Origin of the sequence: Streptomyces sp. S.PB5, from assembly GCF_030403745.1 — a bacterium.
Classification (GTDB): Bacteria; Actinomycetota; Actinomycetes; order Streptomycetales; family Streptomycetaceae; genus Streptomyces.
The window spans coordinates 342,124-359,425 of record NZ_JAQMWP010000003.1 but is presented as its reverse complement, the minus strand read 5'-3'; the positions used below and the strand labels follow the sequence as shown (position 1 = coordinate 359,425).

Below are 17,302 nucleotides of genomic sequence, written 5' to 3'. Positions count from 1 at the left end.
GTTCGTCATGCGGCGCCGCCTCCCGCTCGGCGCCGCTGGTTCTCCACGTACTTCACGACGTCCCGCACCCAGTCCCGGTCCGTGCGCAGCCGCAGATGGGCGGCGCCGGCCCGGTGGATGGTGCGTTTGATCAGGGCGCGCTGTTCCAGTGCGGCCTCGGCGTAGCGTTCGCGCACCTTCCGTGCGTGTGTGGACACTTCGCGTCGGCGGCCGGTCTCCGGATCGACGAAGGTGAGCAAGCCGACGGCGGGCAGTTCGAGTTCGCGCGGGTCGACGGTCTCGATCGCCAGTACCTGGTGGCGCTGGGCCACCGTCCGCAGGGGCCGCTCCCAGCCGGGCTCCAGGAAGTCGGAGACGACGGCGACCAGTCCCCGGGCGGGCAGTGCGCGCAGGGCGCCGAGCGCGTCGGCGAGGGTGTCGGGGGCGGTTCCGGGCGCCACGCGCGGGCGGTCCAGGGCGGCCCGCAGGATGGTCAGCAGGTGCCGGCGTCCGGTGCGTGGCGGGATGCGCCGGATGCCGTCCGCCCCGGTGAGCTGGGCGCCGAGCCGGTTCCCGGCCCGCTCGGTGAGGAAGGCGACCGCCGCCGCGGCCCCGACCGCCAGGTCGCGTTTCTCCATGCGGGCGGTGCCGAAGTCCATGCTCGCGGAGGCGTCGAGGACGATCCAGGTGGTGAGTTCGCGGTCGGCGAGGGTGAGCCGGACGTGCGGGACGGTGGTGCGGGCGGTGGCGTTCCAGTCCATTCGGCGTACGTCGTCGCCGATGATGTACGGCCGGGACTCGGCCATCTCGCCGCCGGGGCCGGGGAAGAGGGAGGGATGGTCGCCCTGAAGGAGGCCGTCGGGGTGCCGGGTGAAGAGCAACTCCAGGTGTTTCAGGGCCTGTTCTGGGGTGAGTTCGCGGAGGGTGGGGGTCATGCGACGGCCTTCCCCGCGTCGTCGGCGGCGGCCTGGCGCGGGCTGATCCGCGGTTGCTCCACGGCGGCCAGCACCTCGTCGACGATCTCGCCCGGCGTGACGCCGTCCGCGAGCGCGTCGAAGGAGAGGACCAGCCGGTGGCCGATCACCTCGTGGGTCAGGTCGCCGATGTCGTCGGGCAGGACGTATCCACGGCCGCGCAGCAGAGCGAGGGCGCGGGCGGCGGCGACCAGACCGAGCGTGGCGCGGGGACCGGCCCCGTGCGCCAACCGCCTGTCCGGACCGGCGAGTTCGCGGGTCGCGCAGACCAGTCGTACGGCGTATTCGGCGATCGCGTGGTGCACGAACACCTCGTCGGCGGTGCGCTGGAGCGTGACCAGGCGGTCGGGGGTGAGGATGCGGCGGGGGCGCGGCGGGTCCACGCTCATGCGGTAGAGGATGGCCAGTTCCTCGGACTCGCCGGGGGCGGGGACCTCCACCTTGAGCAGGAAACGGTCGCGCTGTGCCTCGGGGAGGTGGTAGACGCCCTCGGACTCGATGGGGTTCTGGGTGGCGAGGACGAGGAACGGCTCGGGGACGGGGAGGGTCGTGCCGCCTATGGAGACCTGGTGCTCGCCCATGACCTCCAGCAGGGCCGACTGCACCTTCGCGGGGGCACGGTTGATCTCGTCGGCGAGGACGACGTTCGCGATGACCGGGCCCGGCTCTATGTCGAACGCCTCTTGCGAGGGGCGGTAGATGCGGGTGCCGGTGATGTCGGAGGGGATCAGGTCGGGGGTGAACTGGAGGCGGGTGAAGTGGCCTCCCACCACGTGGGCGAGGGTTTTCGCGGCGAGGGTCTTGGCGACGCCGGGGACGCCTTCGAGGAGGCAGTGGCCTCTGGCCAGGACCGCGGTGAACATGCGTTCCACCATGCGGTCCTGGCCGACGATGACTCGCTTGACCTCGAAGAGGGCCTCTTCGAGGAGCTTGGCCTCCGGGGGTTCGGGGGTTGTCATGGGCCAAGACCATCAGGTGGAGGCGAAAAGCTGCTTAAAGCCGGATGTAGGGGCTGGTTGGCGTGCGGGGAGGCGGCTGCGGACCGGTGGGAGTCGATCGCGGCCACGCGGCGGAGCCGCAGATCGACACAGCCCCGTGTCCCTCGGGTCAGTCACCCAACCGTTGGTCCCTGAGCATGAACCATGCCGCCACTGCCGTCGCCGACAAGACCGCCGCGCCCACCCCCGCCGCCAGCGACAAGCCGTCCACGAATGCCTGCCTTGCCGCGTCGAGCAGTGCTGCGGATTGCTGCGCCGGCATCCCCGCCGCCGCCTCAACCGCCCCGCCCAGCGACTCATGCGCCGCCTCCGGCGTACCCACCGGCCCCGTGAAGCCCCGGTACACACCCGTCACGATCGAGCCCAGCACCGCGATGCCCAGGGCCGCGCCGAGCTCGTACGCCGTCTCGGACACCGCCGACGCCGAGCCCGCCTGTTCCTTCGGGACGCTCGACAGGATCACGTCCGCCGTCACCGTGAAGGAGAAGCCGGCGCCGACGCCGACGACCAGCAGGGCCGCGCCCAGCAGCGGGTAGCCCGTCGACCGGTCGATCACCGTCAGGGCGGCCAGGGCCAGACCCACCGCCGCCAGTCCGCCCGCGACCACCGAGCGGACCGAGAAGCGGCGGGCCGCACGCCCGGCGATCAGACCGGCCGCCACCGCGCCCACCGCGGCGGGGAGTTCGGCGAGGCCCGCCTCCAACGGGCGCCTGCCCTGGACGAGTTGCAGGTACTGCGAGAGGAAGAAGACCAGGCCGGACAGGCCGAGGATCGTCAGCAGGTCCGCCAGGACCGCCGCGCTGAAGCCGCGGTTGCGGAACAGGCGCATGTCCAGCAGCGGGGCCGGGAGGGTGAGCTGGCGGCGGACGAACCAGAAGAGGGCGGCCGCGCCCAGCAGGGCGGCGGCGGCGATCTCGCCGGAGAAGCCGTGTGTCGCGGCCTCCTTGACGGCGTAGACCAGGGCGATCACGCCGACCAGGGACAGGGCCACGCTGAGCATGTCCCATGGGCCCGGGTCGGGGTTCTTCGACTCCGGCAGGAGCTTGATGCCCACGACGACCAGGACCGCCATGACGGGCAGGTTGATGAGGAAGACCGAGCCCCACCAGAAGTGTTCGAGCAGGAAGCCGCCCGCGATCGGGCCGATCGCCGTACCGGCGGAGGCGGTTGCGCCCCAGATGCCGACGGCGAGGCTGCGTTCGCGCGGGTCGTGGAAGAGGTTGCGGATCAGGGCGAGGGTCGCCGGCATCAGGGTCGCGCCCGCCACGCCCAGCAGGGCGCGGGCGAGGATCATCAACTCCGGTGTCGTGGCGTAGGCGTTGAGGACGGATATCGCGCCGAACGCGGTGGCACCGACGAGCAGGATCTTCTTGCGGCCGATGCGGTCACCGAGGCTGCCCATGGAGACGAGCAGGCCCGCGATGACGAACGAGTAGACGTCGCCGATCCACAGGAGCTGGGTGCCGGACGGCTTCAGGTCCTCGCTGATGTAGGGGGTCGCGAGACCGAGGACGGTCGCGTCGACGGCCACCAGCAGCACGGCGAGCACGAGGACGGAGAGCGCGAGCCAACGGCCCGGGCGCTTGGTCACCGCCTCGGTCGTCGACGCCGGCTGCAGGGTGCTGGTCATGATTCCTCTCTCGGTTGTGAGTGATGCCGCAGGGCGCCGCCGAGCAACAGCTCGGCGATCATGTGGGCGAAGTCCTTGCGGGCCACGCGGCCCTCCGAGACCGCCCAGGCCCCGGAGGCCAGCAGGCCGTAGAGCGCCTCGGTGAGCCAGGCCGGGGTCAGGTCGATACGGAACTCGCCGGCCGCCTGACCGCGTCGGAACAGCGCCGCGACACGCTCGTCGATGCGGGTCCAGCCGGGGTTCTGCCCCTCGCCCTCGAACAGCTGGTTCTCGGTGTAGAGGAAGGCGAGCAGAGCGGCGGCCGGTTCGATCTCACGGACGAGGCGGCGCACGGCGTCCCGCGCCGGGCCCTCGTCGAGGCGGGCCGCGTCCAGGGCGGCCTCGCACTCCGCGATACCGAGCGCTTCGAGGGCCCGTACGAGCGCGTCGCGTCCGGCGAAGTGCCGGTGCAGGGTGGCGCGGCTGATCCCGGCGGCCTTGGCGACCTCGTCCATGGTCGCGGTGGATTTGCGGGTCAGCAGGGCCGCGGCACTGCGCAGCACATGGTCACGATCGACAGCCATGAGACAACGATAGCCCACATGAGACACAGATGTCTCACCACAGGCGTGACTGTCTCATCCGACGGTGCCCGACCAGGGGTTTCTCAGTCCCAGGCGATGCTCAGCGCCAGGGATTTCTCAGTGCCAGGGCAGGCCGGCCCGCTTCTCCCAGTACTCCTGCGGCTCCTCCGCCAGCCCGGTCAGTCGCGCCAGCTGGTCCTCGTCCAGGTCGACGACGGCCGCGTGCAGGTTGGAGGCGAGCTGGTTCGTCGCGGCGGCGCCGGAGAGGACGACGCCCGCCCAGGGCTGGCGCAGGATCAACGCGAGGGCGACCGCGTCGGCGCCGAGGGACGTCTCCGCGGCCACGGCCCTCAGGGCCTCCGGCGCGTACGGGTCCGCGAGCCTGCCGTTGGCCATGCCCTCCTTGACGATCACCGTGAGCCCGGCGTCATGGGCCTCGGCGAGGGCGGGGGCGGCGGAGGTCTCCAGGGCGTTGTACGTCGACTGGACGGTACGGAAGAGGGGCTCGCCGTCCACCGTCACGGCGAGGGCGGCGCGGATGGCGTCGGCCTGGGCAGGGCCGCTGGTGGAGAAGCCGATGCTCACGCCCGCGGCCGCCGCCTCGGCGAGCCTGGCGTGGAGTTCCTTGTCGGTGAGGGCCGGGCTGTCCGGGGTCACCGAGTGGATCTGGTAGAGGTCGAGGCGGTCGCCGAGGAGTTCGGCGGTCTCGGCGCGCTGACGGTCGTACGTCTGGACGCTGTGGTCCTTGACCTCGTGTTTCTCGGCGTCGGTGGTCCAGCCGGCGGTGTACGTGTAGCCCCATTTGCTGCCTACGACGATGTCGTCGATGTCGGGGCGGGTGTTCAGCCAGTCGGCGAGGAACTCCTCGGAACGGCCGTAGGAGCGGGCGGCGTCGAAGTAGCGGACGCCTTGGGCGTAGGCGGCGTCGAGGAGTTCATGGGTGCGGGTGCGCAGGGCGTCGACCGTACGGGCCTCGGGCAGGTCCTGTTCGCGGCCCAGGTTGATGTACCCGGGGCGCCCGACCGCGGCGAGGCCCAGTCCGATGTGGCAGGTGGGGGTCGTCGCTGAGGCAAGACGTGCGAAGGGCATCGCGGGCTCCGTTCGGTCGGTTCCTTACCGCTCACGACCAACGTAACCGCGATGCCCTTCGGACATGCGTACCGCTACTTCTCGGCGTTCGCCCTGCTACTTCTTGGCGTTCGCCCACGCGTGCTGGACCGCCACGTCCGCCTTCACCTCGGCCAGCTGCACCGCGACCGCGCTGGGTGCCGTGCCGCCGCGGCCGTCCCGTGAAGCCAGCGCGCCCGGCACGTTCAGGACCGTCCGGACCTCGGGGGTGAGGTGGGCGGAGATCTTCGCGAACTGCTCGTCCGTCAGTTCGTCGAGCTCCTTGCCCTCGGCCTCCGCGGCCTTCACGCACTCGCCGGCGACCTCGTGCGCCACCCGGAACGGCACGCCCTGCTTCACCAGCCACTCGGCGATGTCCGTGGCGAGGGAGAAGCCCGCCGGGGCCAGCTCCTCCATGCGCTCGCGGTTGACCGTGAGGGTCGCCATCATGCCGGTGAAGGCGGGGAGCAGGACCTCCAGCTGGTCGCAGGAGTCGAAGACCGGCTCCTTGTCCTCCTGGAGGTCGCGGTTGTAGGCGAGGGGCAGGGCCTTGAGCGTGGCCATCAGGCCCGTCAGGTTGCCGATCAGGCGGCCGGACTTGCCCCGGGCCAGCTCGGCGATGTCCGGGTTCTTCTTCTGCGGCATGATCGACGAGCCCGTGGAGAACGCGTCGTGGAGGGTCACGAAGGAGAACTCCTTCGTGTTCCAGATGATGATCTCCTCGGCGATCCGGGAGAGGTTGACGCCGATCATCGCGGTGATGAAGGCGAACTCCGCGACGAAGTCACGGGACGCCGTGCCGTCGATGGAGTTGCCGACGCTGCCGTGCTCGAAGCCGAGGTCCTTGGCGACCGCCTCCGGGTCGAGGCCGAGGGAGGAACCGGCCAGGGCGCCGGAGCCGTACGGGGAGACCGCGGTGCGCTCGTCCCACTGGCGCAGCCGCTCCGCGTCCCGGGAGAGGGACTGGGCGTGGGCCAGGACGTGGTGGGCGAAGAGGACCGGCTGGGCGTGCTGGAGGTGGGTGCGGCCGGGCATCGCCACGTCCGGGTGGGCCTCCGCGAGGCCGATGAGGGCGTCCTGGAGCTCGGCGATCAGGCCGCCGATGATCCGGGCGTGGTCCCGGAGGTACATGCGGAAGAGGGTGGCGACCTGGTCGTTCCGGGAGCGGCCGGCGCGCAGCTTGCCGCCGAGGTCCGGGCCGAGGCGCTCCAGCAGGCCGCGCTCCAGGGCGGTGTGGACGTCCTCGTCGGCGATGGTGCCCACGAAGGAGCCGTCGGCGACGTCGGCCTCGAGCTGGTCGAGTCCGGCGATCATGCGCTGGAGCTCGTCCTCGGTGAGCAGGCCCGCCTTGTGCAGCACGCGCGCGTGGGCACGCGAACCGGCGATGTCGTAGGGCGCCAGCCGCCAGTCGAAGTGCACGGACGCGGACAGCTTGGCCAGGGCCTCGGCGGGACCGTCGGCGAACCGGCCGCCCCAGAGCCTGACGTCACCGCTGTTGCTGCTCACTTGCGTTGCTCCTCATCGCCGCATTCAAGGTTATGCATGAGTATGCAGACCTCTGCATGATTCGTCAATCTGACGCGTTTTTTGAATTCCCTTTGAACATGGGAAACCGCTTGCTCGTACCTCCCACCGAACGCAGGCGCCGCGTTTGTACACACGACGAACTCCACGACACTCCCGACCCTTGTGAGGCATACGCATGTCCAGGGCTCTTCCTAAGTACAACAAGCGCCGCGTCGCCCTCATCGGCAGCGCCACCGCACTGGCGCTGACCGGTGCGGTGATCGCCGGTTCCGCCCTCGCCGGGGAGAGCTCCAAGAGCAGCGGCAACAACACCGCCCGCACCCTGGCGAGCCCCGGCACCATCACCTGCCCGGACGTCGCCTCCAAGCTCCCCGCCGTCCCCGCCTCCGCGAAGGCCGAGGTCGACCGCAACCTCACCCTCCTCCAGACCCAGATCAACGAGGCCAACACACGCCTGGTCAACACCGTCGGCCAGGGCGGACCCAACTTCGTCCAGAACGCCATCCTCGGCCCCCTGAAGGACAAGCGGGTCGCGACCGTCAACCGGATCGCCACCGCCATCGGCCGGACCGCCGCCAAACCCCAGGGCCTGGACTCCCTCGCAGCCTGCGCCCTGAACGCCGGCGGCGCCACGGGTGCGGGTGGACAGGCGGGCGCGGGCAACGGAGCCGGGAACGCGGGCAACGCCGGAAACACGGGCAACGCCGGGAACGCGGGCAACGGAGCCGGAAACGCGGGCAACGCGGGCGCGGGCAACACCGGGGTCGGCACCATCACCTGCCCGGACGTCGCCTCCCAGCTCCCCGCCGTCCCCGCCTCCGCGAAGGCCGAGGTCGACCGCAACCTCACCCTCCTCCAGACCCAGATCAACGAGGCCAACACACGCCTGGTCAACACCGTCGGCCAGGGCGGACCCAACTTCGTCCAGAACGCCATCCTCGGCCCCCTGAAGGACAAGCGGGTCGCGACCGTCAACCGGATCGCCACCGCCATCGGCCGGACCGCCGCCAAGCCCCAGGGCCTGGACTCCCTGGCCGCCTGCACGCTCACCAAGTGACGTGACAGGCGCGCTGTGGCCGCCCCGAGTTCTGCGCCGGCCGGGGCGGCCATGGCAGGCCCCGGGAAACGGACGCCGCAATTCATTAGACAGGCGAAAGACCTGCACCCATAATCGTTAGACATGGGAAAGACTTACGACCGCATAGACGGCAGGCTGCGCACCTTCATCGAGGCGCAGCCTCTTTTTTTCACCGCGACCGCTCCCCTCTCCGGCGACGGCACGGTCAACCTCTCACCCAAGGGCCTCAAGGGCTCCTTCGCGGTCCTCGACGAACTCACCTTCGCCTACCTGGACTTCGCGGGCTCCAACGCCGAGACGGTCGCGCATCTGCGGGAGAACGGCCGGATCACCCTCATGTGGTGTGCGTTCCAGGGCCCGCCCAACATCGTCCGGGTGCACGGCCGCGGCGAGGCGGTGCTGCGCGACGACCCCCGCTTCAAGGAACTGCTCGGCCACTTCCCCGACATCGACCCGAGCCTGCACGGGCTACGGGCGATCATCGTCGTGACGGCCGAGACGATCCGCGACTCCTGCGGCTACGCGGTGCCCTTCATGACGTACGAGGAGGACCGCGATCTGCACGCCAGGCGGTTCGCGCGCGAGGACGACGAGTCGCTGAGCGACTACTTCGCCAAGCGGCAGATCGCCACGAGCCTGGATGGCCTACCCGGGCTGCCGTTGCCGCTGCCGCCCTCTACGGTCTGAGCCATGGGCTCCCCCGCCGCCACGGCTCTCGTGTCCGCGTCCCTCCTCGTGCTCGGTGCCACGCCCGGCGGCGGACAGCCGCTGCCCGCCCGTATGGCCGACACCGGCGGCGGGACCCAGCTGATCACCGCGGTGGCCGCGAAGACCTCGTCCACCTCCGGCACGGTCACCTGGTGGGACCTGCGCGACGGGCGGTGGGTGGAGGCCGGTTCGGCCGAGGCCCGCTTCGGGGCCAACGGGCTCGTCGAGGGAGCCTCGCGCAAGCAGGGCACGAACACGACTCCGACGGGGCTGTACCACCTGCCGTACGCCTTCGGGATCAAGGCGGCGCCGAGCGGGACGTCGTACAAGTACCGGCCCGTGCGCGGGAATTCGTGGTGGTGCCAGGACAACGACTCGCGGGTCTACAACCGTTGGAGCGAGCCGCGCGCCAAGGACTGCCGGGCCGCCGAGGCCGAGCATCTGATCTCGTACGAGAAGCAGTACGCGTACGCCATGGTCATCGGGTTCAACTACGCCAAGCCGCAGCGCGGTCGGGGTGCCGGGATCTTCCTGCATGTCAACGGCAGCGGGGCGACGGCGGGTTGTGTGTCGGTGTCCGCCGGGGCGATGCGCCGGATCCTGCGCTGGGCCGATCCGGAACGGGAACCGCACATCGCGATCGGCACCACGGGCGGTCGTACGGGGATCACCCGGTACTGAGGAGTTACCGCGAGTCACTCCTGCACGCACGGGACTCGCGGAACAACTGAACACTCGGGCGTCGCGGCACGTACCTCAGGGCCAAGGGACCACGCCAACCCCCTTGCCCCGCTTTCCGGAGGAACCCGTGACCACCACGCTCGCAGGCGGCCGCGCCGCCCGCCGCCAGACGATGCGCCGCATCCGTCCGCGCCGCTCCCCGGCCGTCCCGCTGGTGATCGCCCTGTGGGCGGGTGCGGCGGCGGTGCTGTGGCTGTGGTGGGACAACACCCCTTCCCTCGGGGACACCACCGCCAAGATCCTCGCCGCGGGCCGGATCACCGGACTGCTCGCCGGCTATCTGATGGCGCTCGTGGTGCTGCAGATGGCGCGGGTGCCCGCGCTGGAGCGGCGGGTGGGCTCGGACCGGGTGGCGCGCTGGCACGCCATGAGCGGTCGCTACACGATCTTCCTGGTCGTCGCGCATGTCTTCCTCACCATGTGGGCGTACGCGCGGCAGGCCGGCAAGTCGCTCGGTGACGTCGTCCAGCAGACGATCGACTCGGTCAACACCCTGCCCGACATGGGCAAGGCGGGCATCGGCACCCTGCTGCTGTTCGTCATCGCGTTCCTGTCGATCGGCGGGATCCGCCGCATCATCGGGTACGACACCTGGTACCACATCCACCTGCTCACCTACGCGGTGGTGTACCTGACCTTCTGGCACCAGATCAGCACCGGCAACGAGTTCGCCGTGGAGCCGGCCGCGAAGACCTTCTGGTACGGGCTGTACGGCGTGGTCACCGCGCTGGTGCTCTGGTACCGGATCCTCACCCCGATCCGCCTCAACATGCGGCACCGGATGTATGTCGAGGCGGTCATCGAGGAGACGCCGGGCATCGTGTCGGTGCTCATCGGCGGCAAGAAGCTGCACCGGATGGGCGCCGAGGCGGGCCAGTTCTTCCGCTGGCGGTTCATGGCGCCCGGGATGCGGTTCAGCTCGCACCCGTACTCCCTGTCGGCGGCGCCGCGCCCGGACATGCTGCGCATCACCGTCAAGGCGATCGGCGACCACACCGAGCGACTGCGCGAGCTGACGCCCGGCACCAAGGTGTGGGCCGAGGGCCCGTACGGCGCCCTGACCGCCCAGCGCCGCAGCCGGGGCAAGGTGCTGCTGGTCGCGGGCGGGGTCGGCATCACGCCGATGCGGGCGCTGTTCGAGACGCTGCCCGGGGCGTCCGGGGACATCACCCTGCTCTACCGGGCCAACAGCACCCAGGACCTGGCGCTGTGGGACGAGCTGGCCGCCATCGCCGACGAGCGGGGCGCCCGGCTGATGTACGCGGTCAACAGTCCGGACGGCGAGCGGCCCGACATCTCGGCGGAGCGGCTGCAGCAGAAGCTGCCGGACATCGACGAGCACGACGTCTTCATGTGCGGGCCGCCCGGCTTCGCGCAGGGCGTGTACGAGGCACTGCGCGGCGCGGGTGTGCCCGCCCGCCGCATCCATCACGAGTCGTTCGAGATGTGAGCGACGGGAACTTCAAGGACTTCAGGAGCTGTTGAAGCGATGAGGAAGAGTCACCCCCTTCGGCGTGTCGTCCTGGCCGGCGCCGCCACCGTCTCCGGCGTCGTGCTGCTGCTGTCGCTGAAACCGGGCACCGACCCGGCCTCCGCCTCCGCGGCGGGCGGCGCGGCACCGCAGGCGACCGCGCAGGCACAGGAGTCGGCGCAAGGCGGTGCCCAGGGCGCCACCGGCACGGCCACCGGGGACGCCGTCAAGACCCAGTACGGGGCGGTCCAGGTCCGTATCACCTTCGTCAACAACAAGATCACCAAGGCGGAGACGGTCCAGCAGCCCAAGGGCGGCCAGAGCGACCAGATCACCGGCAACGCGGTGCCCAAGCTCAACGCGGCGACCCTCGCGGCGCAGAGCGCGCAGATCGACACGGTGTCCGGGGCGACCTACACCAGCGAGGGCTACAGGAAGTCCCTCCAGTCGGCCATCGACAAGGGCAACGCGGCGGCCGCCGGAGGCGCCTCCTCGCCGGCTCCCTCCCAGAGCGCGGGCGGTACGGGCGGTACGGGCAGCGCCGAGGCCGCGGCCCCCAAGACCGTCACCGGCGCCGTCGCGCAGACGCAGTACGGCCCGGTCCAGGTCCGTATCACCGTCGCCAACGGAAAGATCACCAAGGCGGAGGCGGTCCAGCAGCCCAAGGGCGGCCAGAGCGACCAGATCTCCGGCAACGCCGTACCGAAGCTCAACCAGGCGGCGGTGGCGGCCGGCAGCGCCGACATCGACGCGGTGTCCGGCGCCACCTACACGAGCGACGGCTACAAGCAGTCCCTCCAGTCCGCGCTGGACCAGGCCGGTGGCTGACACGGTGACCGACCCGACTCAAGCTCCCGCCGCGGTACGTCGTACGGAGGAGGCGATGGGGACCGTCTTCTCCTTCGACGTCCGCGGCGGGGAACCCGGGGCCGTGCGGACGGCCCTGGAGGAGGCGGTGGCGGGTCTGCACCGCGCCGACGCCGTCTTCAGCACATACCGGGACGACAGCCAGATCTCGCGGCTGGCCCGGGGCGACCTGACGGTCGAGGACTGCGACCCGGAGGTCGCCGAGGTCCTCGACCTGGGCGCCAAGGCGGAGGAACTGAGCGACGGCTGGTTCAGCATGCGCTACGAGGGCCGCCTGGACCCGACCGGCATCGTCAAGGGCTGGGCGGTGGAACGCGCGGCCCGGCACCTGGCGAAGGCCGGGGCGACCGGGGTGAGCCTCAACGGCGGCGGCGACGTACAGCTGCTGGGCACGCCGGGGCAGCAGCGGCCGTGGCGCGTGGGGGTGGCGGATCCGTTGCGCCCGGGGGGTCTGGCCGCGGTGGTCTCGGCGGCGGGTACGACCGAACTGGCCGTGGCGACCTCCGGTACGGCCGAGCGGGGCGCCCACATCGTCGACCCCCGGACCGGCCGCTCGGCGGTCACGGACCTGGTGGCGGTGACGGTGGTGGCCCCCAGCGTGACCTGGGCGGACTGCTGGGCGACGGCGGCGTTCGCGATGGGGTCCAGGGAGGGCCTGCGCTGGCTGGAGTCGCTGCCGGACGTGGAGGCGCTGCTGATCACGGCGGGGGACGAGGTGAGATGCACAGGAGGGCTGGCATCTCGCCTCGGCTGACCTTCTTCGCCTTCGTCAGTGGCCGTTCTGCGTCACGTCAGTGGCCGTTCTGCGCCAAGCGCAAGAGGTGTTCGGCCAGAGCCTGACCTCCCACCGGATCCCGGCTGATCAGCAGCAACGTGTCGTCGCCCGCGATCGTACCCAGGATGTCGTGCAGTTCCGCCTGGTCGATCGCGGAGGCGAGGAACTGAGCCGCACCCGGCGGGGTGCGCAGAACCACGAGGTTGGCCGACGCCTCCGCGGAGATCAGCAGCTCCTGGGACAGCCGCCGCATCCGCTCTTCCTTCGCCGACTCCCCCAGCGGCGCCCGAGGGGTACGGAAACCCCCCTCGCTCGGCACCGCATAGATCAGGTCACCGTCGGTGTTGCGGATCTTCACCGCGTTCAGCTCGTCGAGGTCCCGGGAGAGCGTCGCCTGTGTGACGCTCAGCCCGTCGTCGGCCAGCAGCTTGGCCAACTGGCTCTGCGAACGCACCGGCTGCCGGTTGAGGATGTCCACGATCCGGCGGTGCCGTGCGGTGCGGGTCTGGGGTACGGCCGGCCCATGGGCCTGCTCGTGATCCTGCGCCTGGCTCATCGTCGTCTCATTCTCCGGATCATCCGTCCCCGTTGGCCGCCCTGGCCACGTCCAGGACACCCGGCAGCGCCTGGAGCAGCGCCGCCACCTCGTCGTCGCCGAGGTTCAGCGGTGGCATCAGCCGTACGACATCGGGGGCGGGCGCGTTCACCAGGAAACCGGCGTCCTGAGCCGCCTGCTGCACCTGGGGCGCGAGCGGCTCGGTGAGCACGATACCCAGGAGAAGCCCGGAGCCCCGGACATGGGCGATCAACGGGTGCCCCAGTGACTCGATTCCATCGCTCAGCGCGGCGCTCTGCCGCTTGACGTTCTCGAGCAGCCCCTCACCGGCGATGGTGTCGAGGACGGCGAGTCCGGCCGCGCAGGCGACGGGGTTGCCGCCGAAGGTCGTGCCGTGATGGCCGGGCTGGAGCAGCTCCGCGGCCCGGCCGAAGGCGACGGTCGCACCGAGCGGCAGCCCGCCGCCGAGCTGCTTGGCGAGGGTGACGACGTCCGGCAGGACACCCTCGTGGGCCTGGTACTCGAACCAGTGCCCGGTCCGGCCGATGCCGGTCTGCACCTCGTCCAGGACCAGCAGCGCTCCCTTGGCCGCCGTGATCGCCCGGGCCGCCTTGAGGTACCCGGTGGGCGGCACGACCACGCCGTTCTCGCCCTGGATGGGCTCGATGACGACGAGGGCGGTGTCCTCGGTGACCGCGGCGTCCAGCGCCTGCGCGTCGCCGTACGGGACGTGTGTGACGTCGCCCGGGAGCGGCAGGAACGGCTCCTGCTTGGCGGGCTGGCCGGTGAAGGCGAGCGCTCCCATGGTCCGGCCGTGGAAGCCGCCGCTGGTGGCGACCATGTGGGAGCGACCGGTGAGCCGGCCGATCTTGAAGGCGGCCTCGTTGGCCTCGGCGCCGGAGTTGCAGAAGAAGACCTTGCCGTCCCGGCCGAAGAGCTGCAGGAGCCGTTCGGCGAGGGTGACGGTGGGCTCGGCCATGAAGAAGTTGGAGATGTGGCCGAGGGACGCGATCTGCTTGCCGACGGCCTCGACGATCGCCGGGTGGGCGTGGCCGAGCGCGTTGGTGGCGATGCCGCCGACGAAGTCGTAGTACTGGTTGCCCTCGGTGTCCCAGACCTTCAGGCCTGCACCGCGGGCGAGGGGGAGCCTGGGGGTGCCGTAGTTGTTCATCAGCGCGCCCTGCCAGCGCTGGGTGAGCTCCTGATTGCCGGTCATTCCCCGTCCCCCTCTTGCTCGTCGGGCACGACCATCGTGCCGATTCCCTCGTCGGTGAAGATCTCCAGCAGGATCGAGTGCTGGACCCGTCCGTCGATGACCCGGGCCGTGGTGACGCCGTTCCGCACGGCGTGCAGGCAGCCCTCCATCTTCGGGACCATGCCGGAGCTCAACTCCGGCAGCAGCTTCTCCAGTTGGGAAGCGGTGAGGCGGCTGATCACCTCGTCGGAGTGGGGCCAGTCCTCGTAGAGACCCTCGACGTCCGTGAGGACCATGAGAGTCTCCGCTCCAAGAGCAGCCGCGAGTGCCGCAGCCGCCGTATCAGCATTGACGTTGTAGACATGTCCGTCGTCCTGGCTACGGGCGATCGACGAGACGACCGGGATGCGGCCGTCGGCGAGGAGTGCCTCGATCGCGCCCGTGTCGATCGCGGTGATCTCGCCCACCCGCCCGATGTCGACCAACTCGCCGTCGATCTCGGGCTGGTGCTTGGTGGCGGTGATGGTGTGCGCGTCCTCGCCGGTCAGCCCGACGGCCAGCGGCCCGTGCTGGTTGAGGAGTCCGACGAGCTCGCGCTGGACCTGGCCTGCGAGCACCATCCGTACGACGTCCATGGCGTCCTCGGTGGTGACCCGGAGCCCGGCCTTGAACTCGCTGACGATGCCCGCCTGGTCGAGGGCGGCGCTGATCTGCGGGCCGCCGCCGTGCACGACGACCGGCTTGAGGCCGGCGTGGTGCAGGAAGACAACGTCCTGGGCGAACGCGGCCTTCAGGTCCTCGTCGATCATGGCGTTGCCGCCGAACTTGATGACGACCGTCCTGCCGTTGTGCTTGACCAGCCAGGGCAGCGCCTCGATGAGGATCTGGGCCTTGGGCAGAGCGGTGTGCTTACGCGTGGTGCTCATGAGGAGTAGGCGCTGTTCTCGTGTACGTAGTCGGCGGTGAGGTCGTTGGTCCAGATCGTGGCGGTCTCGGTGCCGGCGGCCAGGTCGGCGACGATGTGCACCTCGCGGTAGCGCATGTCGACCTTGTCGCGGTCCTCGCCGACGCCGCCGTTCTTGCAGACCCAGACGCCGTTGATGGCGACGTTCAGCCGGTCCGGCTCGAAGGCGGCCTTCGTGGTGCCGATCGCGGAGAGCACGCGGCCCCAGTTGGGGTCCTCGCCGTGGATGGCGCACTTGAGGAGGTTGTTGCGGGCGATGGAGCGGCCCACCTCGACGGCGTCGTCCTCGGTCGCGGCGCCCACCACCTCGACCTTGATGTCCTTGCTGGCGCCCTCGGCGTCCCGGATGAGCTGCTGCCCGAGGTCGTCGCAGACGGCACGCACTGCCTCGGCGAACTCCGCGTACTCCGGGGTGACCTCGGCGGCGCCGGAGGCGAGCAGCAGCACGGTGTCGTTGGTGGACATGCAGCCGTCGGAGTCGACGCGGTCGAAGGTGGTGTGTGTGGCGGCGCGAAGTGCCTTGTCCAGCACATCACTCGGAAGGTCGGCGTCGGTGGTGAGCACGACCAGCATGGTGGCGAGGCCGGGGGCGAGCATGCCCGCGCCCTTGGCCATGCCGCCGACGGTCCAGCCGTCCTTCGTCACGACGGAGGTCTTGTGGACGGAGTCGGTGGTCTTGATGGCGATGGCGGCCTTCTCGCCACCGTGCTCGGAGAGCTGGGCGGCGGCCGTCTCGACTCCCGGGAGCAGCTTGTCCATCGGGAGCAGCACACCGATGAGACCGGTGGAGGCCACGGCCACCTCGCCGGCACCGATGCCGAGCACGTCGGCGGCCTTCTCGGCGGTGGCGTGGGTGTCCTGGAAGCCCTTGGGGCCCGTACAGGCGTTGGCGCCACCGGAGTTGAGGACGACGGCGGTCAGCTCACCGCTCTTGAGCACCTGCTCGGACCACAGGACCGGCGCGGCTTTCACACGGTTGGAGGTGAAGACACCGGCGGCGGCGCGGCGGGGCCCGGTGTTGACCACGAGGGCCAGGTCCGGGTTGCCGTTCTCCTTGATCCCGGCGGCGATGCCCGCCGCCGTGAATCCCTTGGCTGCCGTGACGCTCACGGTGCGACTCCGATCGTGGAAAGCCCGGTGGACTCGTCGAGTCCCAGGGCGATGTTCATGCTCTGTACGGCACCGCCCGCGGTGCCCTTGGTCAGGTTGTCGATGGCGCTGATGGCGATGATGCGGCCCGCCGCCTCGTCGTACGCGACCTGGATCTGAACGGCGTTGGAACCGTAGACGGACGCCGTGGCGGGCCACTGCCCCTCGGGGAGGAGGTGGACGAACGGCTCGTCGGCGAGGGCCTTCTCGTAGGCGGCACGCACCGACTCGGCGGTGACGCCCGGCTTGGCCTTGGCGGAGCAGGTGGCGAGGATGCCACGGGGCATCGGCGCGAGGGTCGGTGTGAAGGAGACGGAGACCGTCTCCCCGGCGACCCCGCTGAGGTTCTGGATCATCTCGGGCGTGTGCCGGTGACCGCCGCCGACGCCGTACGGCGACATGGAGCCCATGACCTCGGAGCCCAGCAGATTGGGCTTGAGCGCCTTGCCGGCGCCCGAGGTCCCGGAGGCGGCGACGATCACGGCCTCGTGCTCGGCGAGTCCGGCGACGTAGGCCGGGAAGAGCGCCAGCGACACGGCGGTGGGGTAGCAACCGGGCACCGCGATGCGCTTGGCCCCCGTAAGCGCGGCGCGGGCACCCGGCAGTTCGGGGAGGCCGTACGGCCAGGTGCCGGCGTGCGGGGAGCCGTAGAACTTCTCCCAGTCGGCGGCGTCCTTCAGCCGGAAGTCGGCGCCCATGTCGACGACGAGGACGTCCGGACCGAGCTGCTCGGCGACGGCGGCGGACTGGCCGTGGGGCAGGGCGAGGAAGACGACGTCGTGCCCGGCGAGGACCTCGGCCGTGGTCTCCTGGAGCACCCGGTCGGCCAGCGGCAGCAGATGCGGCTGCAGCACGCCCAGCTTCTGTCCGGCGTTGGAGTTGCCGGTCAGGGCGCCGATCTCGACCTCGGGGTGCGCGAGAAGCAGGCGCAGCACCTCGCCACCCGCGTACCCGCTCGCTCCGGCCACCGCCGCACGTACCGCCATGTCACCCTCCTCTTGGATGGCATGACTATACGTA

17 protein-coding genes are annotated in these 17,302 nt (G+C 70.7%); 6 read left to right on the top strand and 11 right to left on the bottom strand.

Annotated elements, in window-relative coordinates; translation table 11 throughout:
* Positions 1–5: 5 nt before the first annotated feature.
* From PH203_RS10455 to argH, 6 genes are all read right to left on the bottom strand, one after another.
* Entirely contained in the window at positions 6–914 is a 909-nt protein-coding gene (locus tag PH203_RS10455; RefSeq protein WP_289918955.1) for a DUF58 domain-containing protein, read from the bottom strand.
* Positions 911–1,912, bottom strand: a complete 1,002-nt coding sequence (locus tag PH203_RS10450) for an AAA family ATPase (protein ID WP_289918953.1) — start codon at positions 1,910–1,912, stop codon at positions 911–913. Before PH203_RS10450 ends, PH203_RS10455 begins: the two co-directional genes overlap by 4 nt.
* Positions 1,913–2,060: 148 nt before the next feature.
* Positions 2,061–3,581: an MFS transporter gene (locus PH203_RS10445; RefSeq protein ID WP_289918952.1), complete on the bottom strand. Its 1,521-nt coding sequence runs from the start codon at positions 3,579–3,581 to the stop codon at positions 2,061–2,063.
* Positions 3,578–4,144: a TetR/AcrR family transcriptional regulator gene (locus PH203_RS10440; RefSeq protein WP_289918950.1), complete on the bottom strand. Its 567-nt coding sequence runs from the start codon at positions 4,142–4,144 to the stop codon at positions 3,578–3,580. Before PH203_RS10440 ends, PH203_RS10445 begins: the two co-directional genes overlap by 4 nt.
* 117 nt (positions 4,145–4,261) lie before the next feature.
* The gene (locus PH203_RS10435) at positions 4,262–5,233 is read right to left on the bottom strand and encodes an aldo/keto reductase (RefSeq protein WP_289918949.1); all 972 of its coding nucleotides are present in this window, start codon (positions 5,231–5,233) and stop codon (positions 4,262–4,264) included.
* A gap of 96 nt (positions 5,234–5,329) precedes the next feature.
* Complete coding sequence (gene argH / locus PH203_RS10430) at positions 5,330–6,757, bottom strand: argininosuccinate lyase (protein ID WP_289918947.1); 1,428 nt, start codon at positions 6,755–6,757, stop codon at positions 5,330–5,332.
* 196 nt (positions 6,758–6,953) lie between these two features.
* On the opposite strand from argH, the gene PH203_RS10425 reads away from it, so the two are divergent.
* The 6 genes from PH203_RS10425 (at position 6,954) to PH203_RS10400 (ending at position 12,397) form a co-directional block, all read left to right on the top strand.
* Positions 6,954–7,835, top strand: coding sequence for a hypothetical protein (locus tag PH203_RS10425; protein WP_289918945.1), 882 nt, complete (start codon positions 6,954–6,956; stop codon positions 7,833–7,835).
* Positions 7,836–7,958: 123 nt separating this feature from the next.
* Positions 7,959–8,543, top strand: a complete 585-nt coding sequence (locus tag PH203_RS10420) for a pyridoxamine 5'-phosphate oxidase family protein (RefSeq protein ID WP_289918944.1) — start codon at positions 7,959–7,961, stop codon at positions 8,541–8,543.
* Positions 8,544–8,546: 3 nt separating this feature from the next.
* A complete protein-coding gene (locus tag PH203_RS10415; RefSeq protein WP_289918941.1) occupies positions 8,547–9,245 on the top strand; it encodes a L,D-transpeptidase family protein in 699 nt (232 codons plus the stop codon).
* 127 nt (positions 9,246–9,372) lie between these two features.
* Positions 9,373–10,755, top strand: a complete 1,383-nt coding sequence (locus PH203_RS10410; protein WP_289918939.1) for a ferredoxin reductase family protein — start codon at positions 9,373–9,375, stop codon at positions 10,753–10,755.
* A gap of 39 nt (positions 10,756–10,794) precedes the next feature.
* Entirely contained in the window at positions 10,795–11,604 is an 810-nt protein-coding gene (locus PH203_RS10405; RefSeq protein ID WP_289918935.1) for an FMN-binding protein, read from the top strand.
* Between the two features lie 55 nt (positions 11,605–11,659).
* Positions 11,660–12,397 carry an FAD:protein FMN transferase gene (locus PH203_RS10400; protein ID WP_289919445.1) on the top strand — a complete coding sequence of 246 codons (738 nt, stop codon included), beginning with the start codon at positions 11,660–11,662 and terminating at the stop codon, positions 12,395–12,397.
* A 37-nt stretch (positions 12,398–12,434) separates the two neighbouring features.
* Here PH203_RS10400 and PH203_RS10395 read toward each other — a convergent pair whose 3' ends face one another.
* The 5 genes from PH203_RS10395 to argC are packed head-to-tail and all read right to left on the bottom strand — an operon-like array spanning position 12,435 to position 17,268.
* Positions 12,435–12,974: an arginine repressor gene (locus PH203_RS10395; RefSeq protein WP_289918932.1), complete on the bottom strand. Its 540-nt coding sequence runs from the start codon at positions 12,972–12,974 to the stop codon at positions 12,435–12,437.
* A 19-nt stretch (positions 12,975–12,993) separates the two neighbouring features.
* On the bottom strand, positions 12,994–14,190 hold the full coding sequence (locus tag PH203_RS10390; protein WP_289918930.1) for an acetylornithine transaminase: 1,197 nt from the start codon (positions 14,188–14,190) through the stop codon (positions 12,994–12,996).
* Complete coding sequence (gene argB / locus PH203_RS10385) at positions 14,187–15,095, bottom strand: acetylglutamate kinase (protein WP_289918928.1); 909 nt, start codon at positions 15,093–15,095, stop codon at positions 14,187–14,189. Before argB ends, PH203_RS10390 begins: the two co-directional genes overlap by 4 nt.
* Positions 15,092–16,243 carry a bifunctional glutamate N-acetyltransferase/amino-acid acetyltransferase ArgJ gene (argJ, locus tag PH203_RS10380; protein WP_289918927.1) on the bottom strand — a complete coding sequence of 384 codons (1,152 nt, stop codon included), beginning with the start codon at positions 16,241–16,243 and terminating at the stop codon, positions 15,092–15,094. The genes argB and argJ overlap by 4 nt, the downstream gene beginning before the upstream one ends.
* A complete protein-coding gene (argC, locus tag PH203_RS10375; RefSeq protein ID WP_289918924.1) occupies positions 16,240–17,268 on the bottom strand; it encodes an N-acetyl-gamma-glutamyl-phosphate reductase in 1,029 nt (342 codons plus the stop codon). The genes argJ and argC overlap by 4 nt, the downstream gene beginning before the upstream one ends.
* Positions 17,269–17,302 lie beyond the last annotated feature (34 nt).